16 protein-coding genes and 1 riboswitch are annotated in these 16,196 nt (G+C 68.6%); of the genes, 8 read left to right on the top strand and 8 right to left on the bottom strand.

Features of this window, described 5'->3' with window-relative positions:
* Positions 1-42: 42 nt before the first annotated feature.
* The gene (locus AC1DN2_RS14010) at positions 43-1,227 is read left to right on the top strand and encodes a glutamate--cysteine ligase 2 (protein WP_476850766.1); all 1,185 of its coding nucleotides are present in this window, start codon (positions 43-45) and stop codon (positions 1,225-1,227) included.
* A gap of 37 nt (positions 1,228-1,264) precedes the next feature.
* Here the strand turns inward: AC1DN2_RS14010 and AC1DN2_RS14005 are convergent, their stop codons facing one another.
* The 3 genes from AC1DN2_RS14005 to AC1DN2_RS13995 are packed head-to-tail and all read right to left on the bottom strand — an operon-like array spanning position 1,265 to position 3,198.
* On the bottom strand, positions 1,265-2,473 hold the full coding sequence (locus AC1DN2_RS14005) for an O-succinylhomoserine sulfhydrylase (RefSeq protein WP_476850765.1): 1,209 nt from the start codon (positions 2,471-2,473) through the stop codon (positions 1,265-1,267).
* Positions 2,474-2,893, bottom strand: a complete 420-nt coding sequence (locus tag AC1DN2_RS14000) for a rhodanese-like domain-containing protein (protein ID WP_476850764.1) — start codon at positions 2,891-2,893, stop codon at positions 2,474-2,476.
* On the bottom strand, positions 2,890-3,198 hold the full coding sequence (locus tag AC1DN2_RS13995) for a DUF1737 domain-containing protein (protein WP_230008543.1): 309 nt from the start codon (positions 3,196-3,198) through the stop codon (positions 2,890-2,892). Before AC1DN2_RS13995 ends, AC1DN2_RS14000 begins: the two co-directional genes overlap by 4 nt.
* 27 nt (positions 3,199-3,225) lie before the next feature.
* Positions 3,226-3,339: riboswitch (SAM riboswitch) on the bottom strand.
* Between the two features lie 318 nt (positions 3,340-3,657).
* Between AC1DN2_RS13995 and AC1DN2_RS13990 the strand changes: the two genes are divergently transcribed.
* Complete coding sequence (locus tag AC1DN2_RS13990; RefSeq protein WP_476850763.1) at positions 3,658-4,611, top strand: ATP-grasp domain-containing protein; 954 nt, start codon at positions 3,658-3,660, stop codon at positions 4,609-4,611.
* A 72-nt stretch (positions 4,612-4,683) separates the two neighbouring features.
* Here the strand turns inward: AC1DN2_RS13990 and AC1DN2_RS13985 are convergent, their stop codons facing one another.
* On the bottom strand, positions 4,684-5,652 hold the full coding sequence (locus AC1DN2_RS13985; protein WP_476850762.1) for an aminodeoxychorismate lyase: 969 nt from the start codon (positions 5,650-5,652) through the stop codon (positions 4,684-4,686).
* 93 nt (positions 5,653-5,745) lie between these two features.
* Here AC1DN2_RS13985 and cls point away from each other — a divergent pair, with 93 nt between their 5' ends.
* Positions 5,746-7,221 carry a cardiolipin synthase gene (cls, locus tag AC1DN2_RS13980; protein ID WP_374706716.1) on the top strand — a complete coding sequence of 492 codons (1,476 nt, stop codon included), beginning with the start codon at positions 5,746-5,748 and terminating at the stop codon, positions 7,219-7,221.
* 23 nt (positions 7,222-7,244) lie between these two features.
* On the opposite strand, the gene pabB is transcribed toward cls, so the two are convergent.
* The 4 genes from pabB to AC1DN2_RS13960 all read right to left on the bottom strand — a co-directional run bounded on the left by pabB (position 7,245) and on the right by AC1DN2_RS13960 (position 11,024).
* Positions 7,245-9,311 carry an aminodeoxychorismate synthase component I gene (pabB, locus tag AC1DN2_RS13975; protein ID WP_476850761.1) on the bottom strand — a complete coding sequence of 689 codons (2,067 nt, stop codon included), beginning with the start codon at positions 9,309-9,311 and terminating at the stop codon, positions 7,245-7,247.
* Positions 9,308-9,880 (bottom strand): low molecular weight protein-tyrosine-phosphatase, encoded by a 573-nt coding sequence (locus AC1DN2_RS13970; RefSeq protein WP_476850760.1) that lies wholly within the window; start codon positions 9,878-9,880, stop codon positions 9,308-9,310. Before AC1DN2_RS13970 ends, pabB begins: the two co-directional genes overlap by 4 nt.
* Positions 9,881-9,955: 75 nt before the next feature.
* On the bottom strand, positions 9,956-10,495 hold the full coding sequence (locus tag AC1DN2_RS13965; RefSeq protein ID WP_476850759.1) for an NUDIX hydrolase: 540 nt from the start codon (positions 10,493-10,495) through the stop codon (positions 9,956-9,958).
* Positions 10,496-10,544: 49 nt separating this feature from the next.
* The gene (locus AC1DN2_RS13960; RefSeq protein ID WP_476850758.1) at positions 10,545-11,024 is read right to left on the bottom strand and encodes a MarR family winged helix-turn-helix transcriptional regulator; all 480 of its coding nucleotides are present in this window, start codon (positions 11,022-11,024) and stop codon (positions 10,545-10,547) included.
* A 124-nt stretch (positions 11,025-11,148) separates the two neighbouring features.
* Between AC1DN2_RS13960 and AC1DN2_RS13955 the strand changes: the two genes are divergently transcribed.
* The 5 genes from AC1DN2_RS13955 to AC1DN2_RS13935 all read left to right on the top strand — a co-directional run bounded on the left by AC1DN2_RS13955 (position 11,149) and on the right by AC1DN2_RS13935 (position 16,182).
* Positions 11,149-12,084: an SDR family NAD(P)-dependent oxidoreductase gene (locus AC1DN2_RS13955; protein WP_476850757.1), complete on the top strand. Its 936-nt coding sequence runs from the start codon at positions 11,149-11,151 to the stop codon at positions 12,082-12,084.
* A 1-nt stretch (position 12,085) separates the two neighbouring features.
* A complete protein-coding gene (locus AC1DN2_RS13950; RefSeq protein WP_476850756.1) occupies positions 12,086-12,979 on the top strand; it encodes an amidohydrolase family protein in 894 nt (297 codons plus the stop codon).
* 7 nt (positions 12,980-12,986) lie between these two features.
* A complete protein-coding gene (locus AC1DN2_RS13945; RefSeq protein ID WP_476850755.1) occupies positions 12,987-14,231 on the top strand; it encodes an acyl-CoA dehydrogenase family protein in 1,245 nt (414 codons plus the stop codon).
* 69 nt (positions 14,232-14,300) lie between these two features.
* Positions 14,301-14,756, top strand: coding sequence for a MaoC family dehydratase (locus AC1DN2_RS13940; protein WP_090952699.1), 456 nt, complete (start codon positions 14,301-14,303; stop codon positions 14,754-14,756).
* Between the two features lie 46 nt (positions 14,757-14,802).
* Entirely contained in the window at positions 14,803-16,182 is a 1,380-nt protein-coding gene (locus AC1DN2_RS13935) for an MFS transporter (protein WP_476850754.1), read from the top strand.
* The last annotated feature ends 14 nt before the right edge of the window (positions 16,183-16,196 follow it).

Genomic DNA, 16,196 nt, shown 5'->3' with positions numbered 1-16,196 from the left:
TGGTGTGGGGCGTTTCGGCGGATCCTGACGCACAATAGATTCATGCGCACCTTCGGCGTGGAGGAAGAACTGCTGATAGTGGACCCCGAATCGGGGATGCTGCTTGCCCTCGCTGACCTCATGCTGCCGAGTCTGGTGCCGCCGCAACAGGGAGCCGCCAGGGTTCTCCCGGCACAGAAACCGGTCCACGAAGGCGCCGACTTCAGCTACGAGCTCAAGCTCGAACAGATCGAGACCCAGACGCATCCGTGCCTGGAGTACACGGAATTGCTCCGGCAGCTCAGGCGTGGCCGGTCCCTTGCGGACCAGGCCGCCCGGGCGCACGGCGGGCGCGTCGCGGCCCTGGCCACGTCGCCCCAAGGCTCCGCCACCCACCTGACGCCGAATCCGCGCTATATGACCATGCAGCAGCGCTTCGGGCTCACCGTCCGGAACCAACTGACCTGCGGCCTCCACGTCCACACCTTTGTGGAGTCCCCGGAGGAGGGCGTGGCGGTAATGGACCGGATCCGCGACAAGCTGGCCGTGCTGATAGCACTCAGCGCGAATTCCCCCTACTGGAATGGGGCCGAGACCGGATTCGAAAGCTACCGCACCCAGGCCTGGAACCGCTGGCCGGGCTCGGGTCCCACGATGATCTTCGGCAGCCTGCCCATCTACCGCCGCGTGGTCACCCGGCTGGTCGAAAGCGGCGTCCTGATGGATGAGGGGATGGTCTATTTCGACGCGCGGCTGGCCCGGCAGCATCCCACCGTGGAGATCCGGGTCGCGGATGTCTGCCTGCGGGCCGAGGATGCTGCCCTGATTGCCGTACTGGTGCGCGCCCTCGTGGAGTCGGCCGCCCGGGAATGGAACGACGGCGTCGATCCCGCCCCGGTGCCCACGCTGCTGCTGCGGATGGCCGCCTGGCAGGCCAGCAATTGCGGACTGCGCGGGGAGCTCCTGGACTTCGGAACCTTCACCCCGGCCCCGGCCGCGGACGTGGTCAGGGCGCTCGTGGACTTCGTGGCCCCGGTGCTTGAGGAACAGGGCGAGCTGGAGCTGGCGCGCGAGGGCGTCGAGCGGATTCTGGCAGAGGGTACCGGTTCGCAGCTGCAGCGCGGCCCGTTCCGGGCCGGCGGCCTGCCCGCCGTCGTCGAGCGGGCCATCGAACTGACCACCGAGGGGCCCGCCACCGAGGGGCCGGCAGACAATCGTTCGGCCCTGGGCCGGTTGCGCCCGGCCTGACCGGGAGCCCGCAACAGTTGCGGGTGCGGCGGAAGCCCTAGACCTGCTTGAGCGCCTGGCCGAGGTCGCGGATCAAGTCATCGACGTCCTCCAGGCCCACCGAGAGCCGGACCACGCCGTCGCTGAGCCCGATCGCCGCGCGGCCTTCCGGGCCCATCGCGCGGTGCGTGGTGGTGGCCGGGTGCGTGATGAGCGTCTTGGCATCGCCCAGGTTGTTGGAGATGTCGATGATCCGCAGCGCGTCCAGGAGTGCGAACGCGGCCTGCTTCGCCGTGCGCCCGGGGGAGGGCTGCAGCTCCAGGGTGAGCACGGTCCCGCCGGCCTTCATCTGCTGCACTGCGAGCGGGTACTGCGGGTGGGACGGCAGCAGCGGGTACTTTACCCAGCCGACCGCAGGCTGTCCCTCGAGCCATTCGGCCAGCCGCAGCGCGGAGGCCGAGGAATGGTTGACGCGCAGGGCCATGGTCTCCAGGCCCTTGGTGAGCACCCAGGCGTTGAACGCCGAAAGGGCCGGACCGGTGTGCCGCATGAGCTGCTTGACGGGCCCGTCGATGAATTCCTTGGTGCCCAGGATGGCCCCGCCCAGGACGCGGCCCTGGCCGTCGATGTGCTTGGTGCCGGAGTAGACCACCACGTCCGCGCCGAGGTCGCCGCAGCGCTGGAGCAGCGGGGTGGCGAAGACGTTGTCAACCACCACCGTGGCGCCGGCCGCGTGCGCCAGTTTGCTCACGGCGGCGATGTCCACGATTTCCTGCATCGGGTTCGACGGCGACTCGAAGAACACCGCCGTGGTCGGCTCGGACAGCGCGGATTTCCACTGCTCCAGGTCCGGGCCGTCCACGAAGACCGTCTCGACACCCCAGCGCGGCAGGATTTCGTTCAGGATCACGAAGCACGAGCCGAACAGCGAGCGGGCCGCGACCACCCGGTCGCCGGCCGCCAACAGCGCGCCCAGGGCGGTGAAGACGGCGGACATGCCGGACGCCGTCGCGAAACACGCCTCCGTTCCCTCGAGCAGCCGGAGCCGCTCCTGGAAGGTGGCGACGGAGGGGTTGCCGTAGCGGGAGTAGACGAAGCGCTCGTCCTCACCGGTGAAGGCGCGCTCGGCGGCGGCCGCGGACTCGTAGACGAATCCTGAATTGAGGAAGATCGGCTCGGTGGTTTCCTGGAAGCCGGTGCGGTCAAGGCCGCCACGGACGGCCTGGGTGTCGGCCGCCCAGCCGGCGGCGTCGGGATTGAAAGTCACTTAGATCTTTCCGAGGTTGGTGGGCAGGCCGCGGTTCTTCCAGCCATTGACGGTGCGTTCGCCAAAGCGGTCGGTCTCGCCTTCGAAGCCCTCAAGGACGTTGTACGAGGTGTAGCCGGCGGCCGTCGCGGCCGTCGCGGCCGCGATCGACCGGGCCCCGGAACGGCAAAGGAACACCAGTTCGACGGCGGTGTCCTCCGGCGCCTGCTGCCTTAGCTGTTCCACGAAGTGCGGGTTCGGCGTGCCGCCGGCGAGGTTCCACTGGATGAAGAGCGGATCGTTGCGGCTCTCGCCCGCGGCCGCGGTGTCCGGGATGCCGATGTGGGCCCATTCGCCCTCGGTCCGGACATCCACCAGGATGGCTCCGGCCTCCAGCTTGGCCCACGCCTCCTGCGGGCTGAGGTCTCCGGCGTAGCTCATGCGTGGCCCGCGAAGGCCCCGTCGGCGCCAAATTCGTCGGCGTCGAGCTCATCAACCGCATTGGCCACGGCGGCGTCCGCACTGGCAATCGCGGCCGGCAGGACCAGCGCCTGCGCCACGATCACGGTGCTTCCGTTGAAGCTGGCGGCGGGGCTTCCATGCAGCACGTAACCCTCGGCCAGGGCGGCTGACACCCGCTCGCAAAAGGCGCGGTCATCCGCCCCGGTGAACAGGCGGTAGGCCAGCCTCTCCTCGCCCCCGGGTGCGGTACCGGGTGCTGTGCCGGGTGCGGCTGTTGTGGGTATTGACGTGTCGGTCACGACGGATCTCCTCTTTCACGCTTGCAGCTCGAATTCTCGATTGCCGAGTATTCACCTGAGGCACCCCGCCGCGAAAGGGAGGGTTGCCGACCGGCCAGTCAGGGCTTGGCACCGGTTCTCATTACTCCCCAAAAACGTAACACCTGCGACGCCGGCCCGCACCGCCGCCGTCGTCATGTTCCGTAACCGGACCGCGGCCCGGGCGAGTAGTGGCGGGCTCCAGTTTCGGGTACAGCCCACTCGTGTCTGCCGGGACGTTTCTCCGTTTACTGGGGGGATTAGGTCCGACGAGTCGGCCGGAGCTGCAGGTGATTCGAGCAATGTGTGAATCAAGCAGTCCCGGAATCGACTCGTCTGTCCATCAACAAGCTGTCTGGGAATCGGTGGCTGGAACGGTCGGAGCCGCAGCCGCGGTCCGGCCGGTGACGGCGGAATGGAGCAATCGTGGGCCCGCGCATACTCGTTACCGGGATTACAAGCGCCGCCGGACGGGCCGTCGCGGCCCAGCTCGAAGCCCGGGGCCTCCCGTACCTCGGCTCCGACGCCCGTGCCGACACCCGCCAGGCCGGGGAGGCTCCCGCCGCCGCGGTCAGGCTCCTGCCGGCGACGAACCCGGACATGGTCCTGGACCTGCGCCGGGTGGTGGACCGCGAAGCCATCAACGTCATCATTCCGACCCTCACCGTGGAACTCCCGGTCCTGGCCGCGGCCCGCGCCGGATTCGCCCAGGATGTGCGGATCATCGTGGCCGACCCCGCCGCGGTGGCCCTCGCCAACGACCACCTGTTCACCACCTGGGCGCTGCAAGCGGCCGGCATCCCGGTGCCCCGGTTCGCGGTTCCGGGCGACCTCGCCGCCGCGCCGGCTTCCCTCGCCGGCCTCAGCGGCCCCGTGGTGGTCAAGCCGCGGGTCTTCAAAGGCTCCCATGGTGTCCACCTGCTGGCCGGAACCGACTCCGTTAGCTGGAAGAACATGCCGGCGGGGCAACTGGTCCAGGAATTTATCCCGGGCGCCGACTATGTGTGCCTGGTGTTCGGCACCCCGGCACGCAACGCGATGGCGCCGGTGGCGGTGGTCCTCGAGAAGACCAGGACTCCGTATGGACGCGCCGGCAGCGACGAGGTCAGCCGCAGGGTGCCGGCGAACCAGGCCGGCGATGTGCGCAAGCTGGGCCTGGCCGCCGTCCGCACGCTCGGGCTGACCGGGCCGGTCCAGGTCCAGATCCGCCGCCGCACCGACGGAACGCCCGTGGTGCTGGGTGTCTGCGCGGCCCTGGGGGAGAACAGCACCTGGGCCCCGGAAATGCTCGACGCCGTGCTCGCAACGTTCATGCTCCCGGCGTTCAACCCGGCCTCGTTCCGCCTGTGCCCGGCAGTGCCCGCTGACGCCCTGGGGTGAGCGCAACACCAACGCGGGGTCACTTACGGCCCATCCGGGGACATGGGATGGGCCGTAGCTGACCCCGCGTTGCTATTCGATGGTCGCGAAGAGGGCGTTGAGTTCGGCCGTGAGCTGGCGCCGCAGTTCCGGGGTGCCGATTTCCTGCCCGTCGATGTGGTTCACCGGGGCCAGGAGCCGGATGCTGGAGATCAGCCAGACCGCGTCGGCGTCCAGCAGGTCCTTCGGCTCCAGCGGGCCGTAACCCAGCTCCCAGCCGGCGGCCTTGGCGGCGGTGAACAGGGCGCCCTGTGACGTGCCGGGCAGGATGCCGCTGTCCAGCTGGGGCGTGATGAGCCGCCGGATGGTGCGGACGCCGCCGGCGCCGTCGTCCGAGGTTTCCAGGTGGGCCAGCAGAACGGTCGACGTCGGACCTTCCAGCACCCGGCCGTCCGCGGACGTGAAGATGACGTCGTCGGCGCCCTGCCGGTGGGCGTAGCGCAGCGCCGCCATGTTCACGGCGTAGGAAAGGGTCTTGGCGCCGAGCAGGAGCCACGGGGCGCGCTCGCCGACTTCACTGTCGTAGCCGCGGTCGAGCAGGATGACGTCGATCCCGGTCTCGCGCTGCCGCCGTCCCGCGGCCGCCGGGGCGGAGGCCTGGACCCAGCATGTGGGGGCAGCCGCGCCCTCCGGCCCGCGGGTGACAATCAGCTTCACCACCACCTCGTCCTGCTCCGCGCCGCCCGTTGCAGCCGCGGCGGGTTCCTGCCCCCGGAACTCGCGGATGGCGGTTTCCACCGCCCGCCGCCATGCGTCCTCGGCGGGGATGTCCAGCTCCAGAAGCCGGGCAGAGCCGGCCAGCCGGGTCAGGTGTGCCTGGATCTTGCGGGGCCGGCCGCCGACGGCCAGGAGGGATTCGAAAACACCGTCGCCGCGGGTGGCGCCCAGGTCCGTGGCCATCAGCTGCGGCTGCGACGCGTCGGCAACGCGGCCGCCGTCGAACGCCGGGTCGAGGAAGACCAGAACGGTCGCGGGCGCGGGAACAGGGGCAGGAGTGGTCATGGCTAAAGCTTAGTCTCGGTGGTCCCGGGATAGGATTTGGTCACTGCCCGTTCGGAACTGTTCCGCGTGGCTTGTACGTTGAGGGGTTCGCCTGTGTTTTGGCCATTTCCGCTGGCGGAGACTTTACCGTCCTGGGCGATTCTGATTTTGACCGTGATCGACTTCGCCATCCGAGTGCTGGCACTGGGCATCATCCCCGGAAACCGGCGGCCCACCACCGCGATGGCCTGGCTGCTGGGCATCTTCATCGTGCCGACCATCGGCCTGCTCCTGTTCCTGCTGTTCGGCAACTTCCGGCTCTCCCGCAAGCGCCGCGCGCAGCAGGACGCGGTCAATACCCGAGTGCGCGCCGGGACCTCAGAACTGGCGATGCTGGAAAGCCGCTACGCCGGACCCGAATGGGTGGCTTCCGCCGCGGAACTGAACAAGACGCTGGGCTCGCTGCCGATGGTGGACGGTAACCAAGTGGAGCTGCTGCCCGGCTACCCCGACTCCATTAAGGCGATGGCCGAGGCGGTCCGCGGCGCAAAGTCCTTCGTCAACGCCGAGTTCTACATCATGAGCTCGGACCACGTCACGGACGATCTGCTGACTGCGCTGGAAGAGGCCGCCGAGCGCGGCGTCGAGGTCCGTGTCCTGTTCGATCACCTTGGCACGCTTCGCATCAAGGGCTATCGCAAGCTGATCGCCCGGCTCAAGGCCAGCAAGATCCGCTGGCGGCCCATGCTGCCGCTCAACCCGCTGCAGGGGCAGTGGCGCCGACCGGACCTGCGCAACCACCGCAAGATCATGGTGATCGACGGCGAGATCGCCTTCACCGGATCGCAGAACCTGATCGAGCCCTCCTACAACAACCCCAAGCACCGCAAGATCGGCCGCGAATGGGTCGAGCTGATGGCCTGCCTGCGTGGACCGATCGTCACCACGCTCAACGTCGTCTTCGCCACGGACTGGCTCAGCGAGACCGACGAATCCATTGAGGAACAGCTCGCGCACCGGCCCGAACTGCACGCCGGCAACATCACCGCCCAGGTTGTGCCCAGCGGCCCCGGCTTCATCACCGAAAACAATCTGCGGCTCTTCAACACGCTGATTTACTCGGCTCAGCGCAAGATCTCGATCTGCAGCCCGTACTTCGTCCCTGATGACTCGCTGCTGTATGCGGTGACGACGGCGGCGCAGCGCGGCGTCGACGTCGAGCTCTTCGTCTCGGAAAAAGGCGACCAGTTCCTGGTCCACCACGCCCAGCAGTCCTACTATGAGGCGCTGCTTGAAGCCGGGGTGCGGATCTACCTCTACAAGGCCCCCTTCGTGCTGCACGCCAAGCACTTCACGATCGACGACGACGTTGCCGTGCTGGGTTCCAGCAACATGGACATGCGCTCCTTCTCGCTGAACCTGGAGGTCTCGGTGATGCTCCTGGGGGAGGACATCGTGCGGCGGATCAGCGCCGTGGAGGACACCTACCGGGGCATTTCGCGCGAACTTACGCTCGAGGACTGGATGAAACGTCCGATGGGCGTCAAATACGTGGACAACGTCGCGCGGCTGACGGCCACCCTGCAGTAGCCGCGGCCGGCGGGACAGCCGACTCAGCCCGTGGGAAACCCGGCGCCGAGCGTCGAGAGGACGCCGAACGCTTTGGTCCGGATTTCGTCGTACTCCTCCTGCGGGGTCGAGTCGGCGGTGACAGCGCCGCCGACGCCGAGACTCAGTTCCGCGGCACCCTCGCCGAGGGCGCTGACCACGAGGGTCCGGATTGCCACGGCGAGGTCGGCGGCCCCGTTCAGGGAGAAGTAGCCGATCGCCCCGGAGTACACGCCGCGCGGCGCGGCCTCCAGCCGGTCCAGGATGGCCATGGTGCTGACCTTCGGGGCGCCGGTCATCGAACCCGCGGGGAAGCAGGCCGCAACCGCCTCGGCCCGCGGCATCCCGGGCCGCAGCCGGGCATCGATGGTGCTCACCATCTGGTGCACGGTGGCGTAGCTCTCGATCGCGCACAGCCGGCTGACGGCCACCGAACCCGGGACGGCGAAATGGCTCAAGTCGTTGCGCAACAGGTCCACGATCATGATGTTTTCCGCCCGGTCCTTGGCCGAAGACTCCAGCTCCTGGCGCAGGGCGGCATCCGTGCCTGGATCTGTGTCCCGGCGGCGCGTGCCCTTGATCGGCTCGGCCCGCATCCTGCCGTCCGCGGCAATCTGCAGGAACCGCTCCGGCGACGTGCTCGCCACGGCGAGCCCGCCGAACCGCAGGAAGCTGGCGAACGGGGCCGGGTTCCGGTGCCGCAGGTCCAGGTAGGCCGGCCACGGATCCACACCGTGAGGCCCCGCGGGCGAGGCAGCCGTGAGCACCGTGGTCAGGCAGACCTCGTAGGTGTTTCCTTCCGCGATCTCCCGCTGGGCCTCGGTGACCTTCGCCTTGTAGCCGGCTTCCGAGTCCCGGGCGGCGAAGCGCGGGGCGGAGGGTTGCGGGGCGCTGGCACGCTGGACCGGGGAGGCGTGCGCTGCCCCGGGCGCCGACGCGGCCGCGGTGACGGCCGTGCGTGCCGTCTCAAGCCAGTCCCCGGCGTCGGGTGCGTCCAGGGTCAGCAGCCAGGCAGTGCCCTCGGCATGGTCAAGGACCACGGCACGGCCGGCGAAGATCAGGCAGGCGTCCGGGGTGGCGGCGGTGACGTCGTTCCCGCCGGTTTCGCGCTTGAGCTCGTAGCCGAGGTACCCGAGCCAGCCCAGGGTGAACTCGCACGGGTAGGCTTCGGGTGCGCGGAGCGCGCGGCGGCCCCACACGCCGTCGAGCCAGCGGAAGAACGGGCCATCGGTAGTCACGGTGGCCTGGCCCGTGCTGACGCGGGTCCGTCCGGAACTGTGCCGGACGGCCTGGCCGAAGCGGCCGCCGTCGTCGGCCAAAATGCTGAAGCGGCTCCGCTCCGCTGCCTCCGGGGCCAGTCCTGCCGGGTCCAGGGAGGAGTCGAGCCATACGGCGTTGGGTGAACCGCCAAAGAGCGCCGCAAACAGCTGCCCGGCCTCGGGCCAGGCCTCGATCCGTTCTGCCAGCAACTGCAGCCCGCGCCGGGCGGCGAGTTCGGGCAGCAGGGCAGGGGCGACGGCGGGAAGGTACTGAAGGGCCTGCAGGACGTCGTCCGGGGCGGTGCCGTCCGCCAGGTTGAGCACGTGCAGATCCGCGCGGGACGGGACGTCATCGGCCGCCAGCCACTCCGCTTCCTGCGCAGCCCACTGGTCCCAAAACGGTTCGTAGGTGTCGCCGTCCCGGGCCAGCGCCCGGGCCCGGCGGTCCGCGTCGGAGGAGTCCGCCCAGATCACGGCGTCCAGCAGGGGCACTGCGGCCGCCGCGGCGGCACCGACGCCCTCCACCAGGACGATTTCGGCCGGGCGTGTGGTGCGGGCCTCGCCGTCGTAGTGCCGTGCCCAGTCCCAGCTGACCCATTCCGCGTTCTCCCCGCGCCGCAAGGGCGAAAGCACGGTGGTGACGTAGCGTTCGATCCCCGCCGCCAGCCCGTTCCAGCCGGGATAGATGTCCTCGAGGTGGAAGAGGGAGACCTTGTGGTGTTCCCTCAACCGCGCCGCCAGTTCGATGGCCAGGGTGGTCTTGCCGGAGCCGGAGCGCCCGTCGATTGCGATGATGACGGGTGCGGGGCTCATGAAATAGAGCGTACCGGCTGCTGTGCATTGGCTTGATCACTGCCGTGATGTTGCCCGTCCTGCCGCCCAAGCTCGGTGCGTACGTGCTGCACAATCCCCGGAAGGGAGGCCCGGATGAGGTTCCAGGTGGTGTCGAAGTCGGTGTGGCCGCCGTACCACGGGTCCTCGATGCCCTGCTCCAGCGGGTCCTCGTCGGCCACGGCGGGGTCGAAGCTGCGGAGCATGCGGATCTTGGCCAGCGAGACCCGGTCCGGTGCTGCCTGCCGGAGCCAGCCGTAGTGGTCGACGTCGAGGGCCAGGATCAGATCCCGGCTCGCGAACCATTCGGGCCGCCATTCGCGCGCCACGTGGCGGTCCGAAGCGATGTTCTGCGCCGTGAGTTTGCGCGCTGCCCGGGGATCGATGGGCCGGCCGGCCTCATACGCAGTGGTGCCGGCGGAATCGACCACGGCCCCCGTGAGGCGCTCGGCCCGGAATGCCTCCGCCAGCATAAGTTCCGCCATCGGGGACCGGCAGATGTTTCCGGTGCAGACCGCGATGATCCGGTACTGGCTCGACATTGAGGTCATAGCTAAGCATGAACGATCCCGGGCCTCTTGGCTAGCTGGCCCCCGCGAAGTATTACAAAAGATGTCAACTGACCTTTAGTTTTTGTCATGCCCGGGCCCGGGTGCGGCCGGCTCCAGCCCAAGGTGCCGGACCAGCGCGTCGAGGACCGGCAGCTGGCCCTTGACCAGCCTGGACCGGGCTGCGGGCTCGGCGGTCCATTCCGCGCGGTCGATCTCGGGGAAGCTGCCGATCGTGCCGGATCCCCTCGGCCACTCCAGCTCGAAGGTGTTGCTCACGATGCGTTCGGGCTGGAAGTCCGTTTCCGCCGTGAAGACCGTGATGATCTTGCCGGAGGGCTGGCGGAAGTCGCCGAGCCGGTGGTAGTCGGCGGCGGGTGCCGGTGTGCCGATTTCCTCCGCGAACTCGCGGTGCGCGGCCGCCAGGGGGTCCTCGTCGGCGAGGTATTCCCCCTTGGGGATGGACCAGCCGCGGGAGTCCTTGCGGGCCCAGAACGGTCCGCCCATGTGGGCTATCCAGAGCTCAACCTGCGGTGTGCTGCCGGATGGCGGCGCCCCGCCGGGCGGTGATGCACCCCTTAGCCGGTACAGCAGAAGGCCGGCGCTGCGAACGGTCATGGCTCCCTCCTGCCCCAAGGGTATTCCCCCAGTGCTTGAGCGGCCGCGATCAGGCCGCCGGCCCCCACAGCGCCTTGCGGAGCAACCCCTTGAGGGTTTCGATCTCCGGGGCACTGAGGCCGGCCAGGGCGGCGGATTCCGCGTCCCGCGCCGCGGCCTCGGCCCGCCGGAAGAGGGCTTCCCCCTCCGGGGTCGAGGAAACAATCTTGGCGCGCCGGTCCAGCTTCCCGGGCGCCCGGATCACCAGCCCGCGCTTCTCCAGCTCGTCGATCAGGGCGACAATCTGGCTCGGGTCCAGGCTGAGGAACTCGGCCATCTCCCGCTGGGTTGGTTCCAGCCCGCTGTTGGCCAGGGCCAGCACCGAATAGGAGCGCTCCTTGAGATCGAACGCGGCCAGGGCGCGGTTGTTCAGGACCGACCCGCCGGCATGCAGCTTGGCCAGCAGGAAACCCGCGTCCACGCTGATGGTTGCCGCCGTGAGCTTCTCCGCAGGCTCGGTGCCCGGCTCGTCGTCAACTTCGGTCGCCATGCCCAACTCCAATAGTCCAAAAAATAAATCGTTGACTTTTTCAACTATCCATATTTTCATGGATACAGAACAGCATCCCATGCCGCGGGGCCGGATGCACAAGGCAGCTAGCAAAGGAGCGGCAATGAGCCTGTCAGGAAAAGTAGCAATCGTCACCGGAAGCGGACGGGGCCTCGGCCTGGCCTACGCCCGGGAACTGGCCCGCCAGGGCGCCGCCGTCGTCGTCAACGATGTGGACGCCGAGGTCGCCGCCGACGCTGTCCGGACGATTCAGTCCGACGGCGGCCGCGCAGCCGCCGTCGTCGCCCCGGTGGGCAGCTCCGACGTCGCCAAGAAGCTCGTGCAGGCGGCCGTCACGGAGTTCGGCCGGCTGGACATCCTGGTCACCAACGCCGGCATCCTGCGGGACAAGAGCCTGCTGAAGATGACGGACGAGGACTTCGACGCCGTGATCAACGTCCACCTCCGCGGCACCTTCACCTGCGCCCGGGAGGCCTTCGGCTACTTCAAGGAGCACGGCATTCCCGGCCGCATCATCACCATCGGCTCCCCGACGGGCCAGCGCGGCAACTTCGGCCAGACCAACTACGCCGCCGCGAAGGCCGGAATCGTGGGCATGGTGCGCACCTGGGCGCTGGAAATGAAGAAAGCCGGCGTCACCGCCAACGCCGTCATTCCCGTGGCCGCCACCGCCATGACCAAGACCGTCCCGTACTTCCAGAAGGCCGTCGGGGCCGACGAGCGCGGAGAGGCCATGCCGGCCTTCTTCCGCCACGACCTCGGGTTTGGCACGGCCGGCGACGTCGCCGGGCTGGTGGCCTTCCTGGCCTCCGACGCTGCCGCCGGCGTCACCGGCCAGGCAATCGGGGCGGGCGGTGACCGGCTGCAACTCTGGACGCACCCCGAGGCAGCCGCCACCGAATACCGCGAGGGCGGCTGGGGCTACCAGGATCTCGTGGACAACTTCGGCGCGCTCTTCGGGGACAAGCTGCAAAGCGTCGGCGAGGACTTCCTGCCCCTGCCGGCGGAACTGCAGCCCGAACCGGCGGAGGTCCGCTGACATGGCTGCCCAGCGCTACGAACCCGGCATCGACGCCGCCTCACTCGATGCGATCGACATGCACGTCCACCTCGAAGTGGACGGCCACGGCCACGAGTCCCTTCCGGCGGCCCTGACCGAGGCCTCCGCCAAGTACTTCAAGGCCGAGGACCGCAGCCCTTCGCTGGACCGGATCGCCGAGGTCTACCGTGAACTGAACATGGCCGCCGTCGTCTTCACCGTCGACGCCCGGACCCAGCTCAAGCACGAGCCCAACAGCATCCCGGACCTCATTGCCGGGGCGGCGCGGAACAACGACGTCCTGATCCCCTTCGGGAGCGTGGACCCCCGCACCGGCGCCGAGGCGATCCAGGGCGCCAAGTACCAGGCAATCGACCTCGGCGTGCGCGGGTTCAAGTTCCACCCGAGCCTGCAGGGCTTCGACCCCTCCAACGAGCAGTTCTACCCGCTCTGGGAAACCCTGCAGGAACTGCGCCTGCCGGCCATCTTCCACACGGGACAGAACGGCATGGGGGCCGGGCTCCCGGGCGGGTACGGCATCAAACTGGCCTACTCCAACCCGCTCCTGCTCGACGCCGTGGCCGCGGACTTCCCGGAGCTGCAAATCATCATGGCCCACCCCTCGGTGCCGTGGCAGGACGAGGCCAACTCGATCGCCACGCACAAGGCCAACGTGTTCATCGACCTCTCCGGCTGGTCCCCGAAGTACTTCCCGGAGTCCCTGGTCCGGATGGCCAACTCGGTCCTGCAGGACAAGGTCCTGTTCGGCACCGACTTCCCGCTCATCACCCCGCAGAAATGGCTGGGCGCCTTCGCGGACCTGCCGCTGAAGGACGAGGTCCGGCCCAAGATCCTCAAGCACAACGCCGTCCGCCTGCTCGGGCTCGGTGGCTGAGGTGTCCGTGGAAACCGCGCCCCAGACAACAGCCCAGGAGCGCCTCTACGGCGTCTGCGACTACTACGACGCCGAATCCCTCCTCACCGACGCGGAGCGGAAAGTGCTGGGGCGGCTGCGGGAGTTCCTGGACACCCAGGCCCGGCCGCTCCTGGCCGACTACTGGGAGCGCGGCGAGTTCCCGGACCAGCTCGCGCGGCCGCTGATCGATCTGGACCTCATGGAACCGGCGGAACTGACCGGCGCCCCGGGTGCGGGTCAGACACCGGCCCGGGGCATCTACCAGGGCTTCCGGATCTTCGAACTCGCCCGCACGGACGCCTCGCTGGCCACCTGGTACACGGCCCAGGCCGGGCTGTTCCGGACCGCCATCCGGGTCGGGGCCTCCGCGGAACAGCAGGCCGAATGGATGCCCAGGGTCATCGACTTCTCGCTCAAGGGCGTCTTCTCGCTGACCGAGCCGGAATCCGGCTCCGACATCGCCGGCGGACTCGCGACGACGGCCCGCAGGGAAAAGGGGCGTGAGACCGGCCCGGACGGCGACACCTGGGTCCTGGACGGCGCCAAGCGCTGGATCGGCGGCGCGGCAACGGCCGACGTCCTTGCCGTCTTCGCCCGCGACGTCGCCGACGGCCAGGTCAAGGCTTTCCTCGTGGACCGCGAGGCGGCCGGCGTGACCCTGGAGAAGATCCACGGCAAGACCGCGCTGCGGATGATGCAGAACGCCCACATCACCCTCAACGGCGTCCGCGTCCCCGAGGCCAGGCGGCTCCACAACGTGAACTCGTTCCGGGACGTGGCGGCGATGCTGCGGGCCATGCGCTCGGACGTCGCGTGGATCGCCGCCGGCATCGCGGCAGGAGCTTTCGAAGCCGCGCTGCGCTACGTCTCCGGGCGCCGGCAGTTCGGCCGCCCGCTCGCGTCCTTCCAGCTCGTCCAGGAAAAGCTCGCCCGGATGCTCGGCAACGTCACCTCGGCGCTGTCCCTGGTGGTCCGGCTGACCGAACAGCAGGAGAAGGGCATCTACCGGGACCAGCACTCGGCCCTGGCCAAGATGCAGACCTCCCTGCTGATGCGCGAGACCGTGGCGCTGGCCCGCGAAGTGGTGGGCGGCAACGGCATCACGCTCGCGGCCGACGTCGCACGGTTCCATGCCGATGCAGAGGCCGTCTACTCCTATGAGGGGACCCACGAGATCAATGCCCTGATCGTCGGCCGGGCCCTCACCGGCCACAGCGCCTTCACCCACTGACGCTCTTTACCCGCTGACGGTGTTCCGCCGTCGTCGTACAACCAAACCCAACCGCTCCAGGAGCCAAAGATGCCCAACCTCGTCGTCGACTTCGACAAACTCCTCACCCTCGCCGGCACCGACCTCGGCGCCACCGACTACCGCGAAATCACCCAGGAACAGATCAACAAGTTCGCCGACGCCACGGGCGACGACCAGTGGATCCACGTGGACCCGGAACGCGCCAAGGACGGCCCGTTCGGCGCCCCGATCGCCCACGGCTTCCTCACCCTCTCGCTCATCATCCCGTTCTGGGGCGAGCTGTTCGACGTCGACGGCGTCACCACCAAGGTCAACTACGGCCTCGATAAGGTCCGCTTCACCTCCCCCGTCAAGGTGGGTTCGCGCATCCGCATGCGGGCCACCATCGCGGAAGTCACCGAGGTCAAGGGCGGCGCCCAGATCAAGGTGGCCAACACGATCGAGATCGAAGGCCAGGAACGCCCGGCCGTCGTGGCCGAGTTCCTCGCCCGCTTCTACAAGTAAACCGCCACACCCCTTCACCATCCCCCCTCTGCCATAAGGAACAACGATGTCCCAAATTTCGCAGTTGCAGGCCATGGACGCGGGTACGCGTCGCCGTGAAGCACGGACCGTCATTGCCTCCAGCTATCTCGGCAGCACCATCGAGTACTACGACTTCCTGCTCTATGCCACGGCCGCCGCGGTGGTCTTTCCCAAGGTGTTCTTCTCCGGCGCGGACGAATGGGTGGGGGTGGTGGCCGCGTACGGGACGTTCGCCGCCGGCTACGTGGCACGGCCCCTCGGCGGCATCATCTTCGGCCACTTCGGCGACCGGCTGGGACGCAAGAACATGCTGATTGTCTCGATGCTGGTCATGGGCATCGCCTCCACCCTGATCGGACTGGTGCCCGGCGCCGCGGTGGCCGGAGCCTGGGGTGCCGTGATGCTCGTGATCCTCCGGGTCTGCCAGGGCATTGCCGTCGGAGGGGAGTGGGGCGGCGCCGCCCTCATGGCGCTGGAGCATTCGGAATCGGGCAAGCGCGGCTTCGCGGCTTCGTTCGTCAACGCCGGCGCCCCCACCGGCGCGGTGCTGGGCACCCTGGTGATGGGCGCGTTCGCGGCCCTGCCCAACGAGCAGTTCCTGGCCTGGGGCTGGCGCGTGCCGTTCCTGCTGTCCTTCGTCCTGCTGGGCATCGGCATGTTCGTCCGGCTCAAGGTCTCCGAAAGCCCCATCTTCAAGGCGGCACTGGAACAAGAGAAAGCCGAGCGGGAACAGGCCGAACGGGACAACACCCAGCGGACGGTGCCGGGCAGCGCGCCGGTGCGCCGCGAGATTCCCCTCCTGCAGGTCCTGCGCCGGCCCAAGACCCTGATCTTCACCATGCTGGCCGGCGCGGCCGGGTTTGCGCTCCAGGTGGTGCTGGCCACGTTCTCCGTGACCTACGCCGTGTCCAAGGGTGCGGACCGGCAGGGCGTTCTCTACGCCTTCGCGGCCGCCTCCTTCGTGTCCATCGCCTTCGTGATCATGGGCGGCCGGCTCTCCGACAAGCTGGGACGGCGGCCCGTCATGATCGGCGGCCTGGTGCTCTTCATCCTGTACCTCACGCCGATGTTCCAGCTCCTGTCCTCCAACAACATCGGGCTGATCTTCGTGGCCTTCGCCGTGGGCCTCATGATCCATTCCACCCTGTTCGGCCCGCTCGCGGCGTTCGTGTCCGAGCAGTTCGGCACCACCTCGCGCTACACCGGCGCCTCGCTGGGCTACCAGCTCGCCACGCTCCTCGGCGCGGGATTCACGCCGGGCATTGTGGCGCAGATCTTCAAGGATTCCGGACAGGACACCGCCGCCGTGGTCTGGTACCTGGCCATCATGTCCGTCGTGTCGATCGTCTTCATCCTGCTGACGCGAGAGCCCAAGAACAACGATCTGCAGACTGTCCGGTCCTAACCAGGCCCGCCGGC

The sequence above is a fragment of the Arthrobacter sp. 01L42 genome (assembly GCF_056400005.1).
The sequence above is the reverse complement of the archived record's forward strand: the minus strand, read 5'-3'. Positions and strand labels throughout refer to the sequence as shown.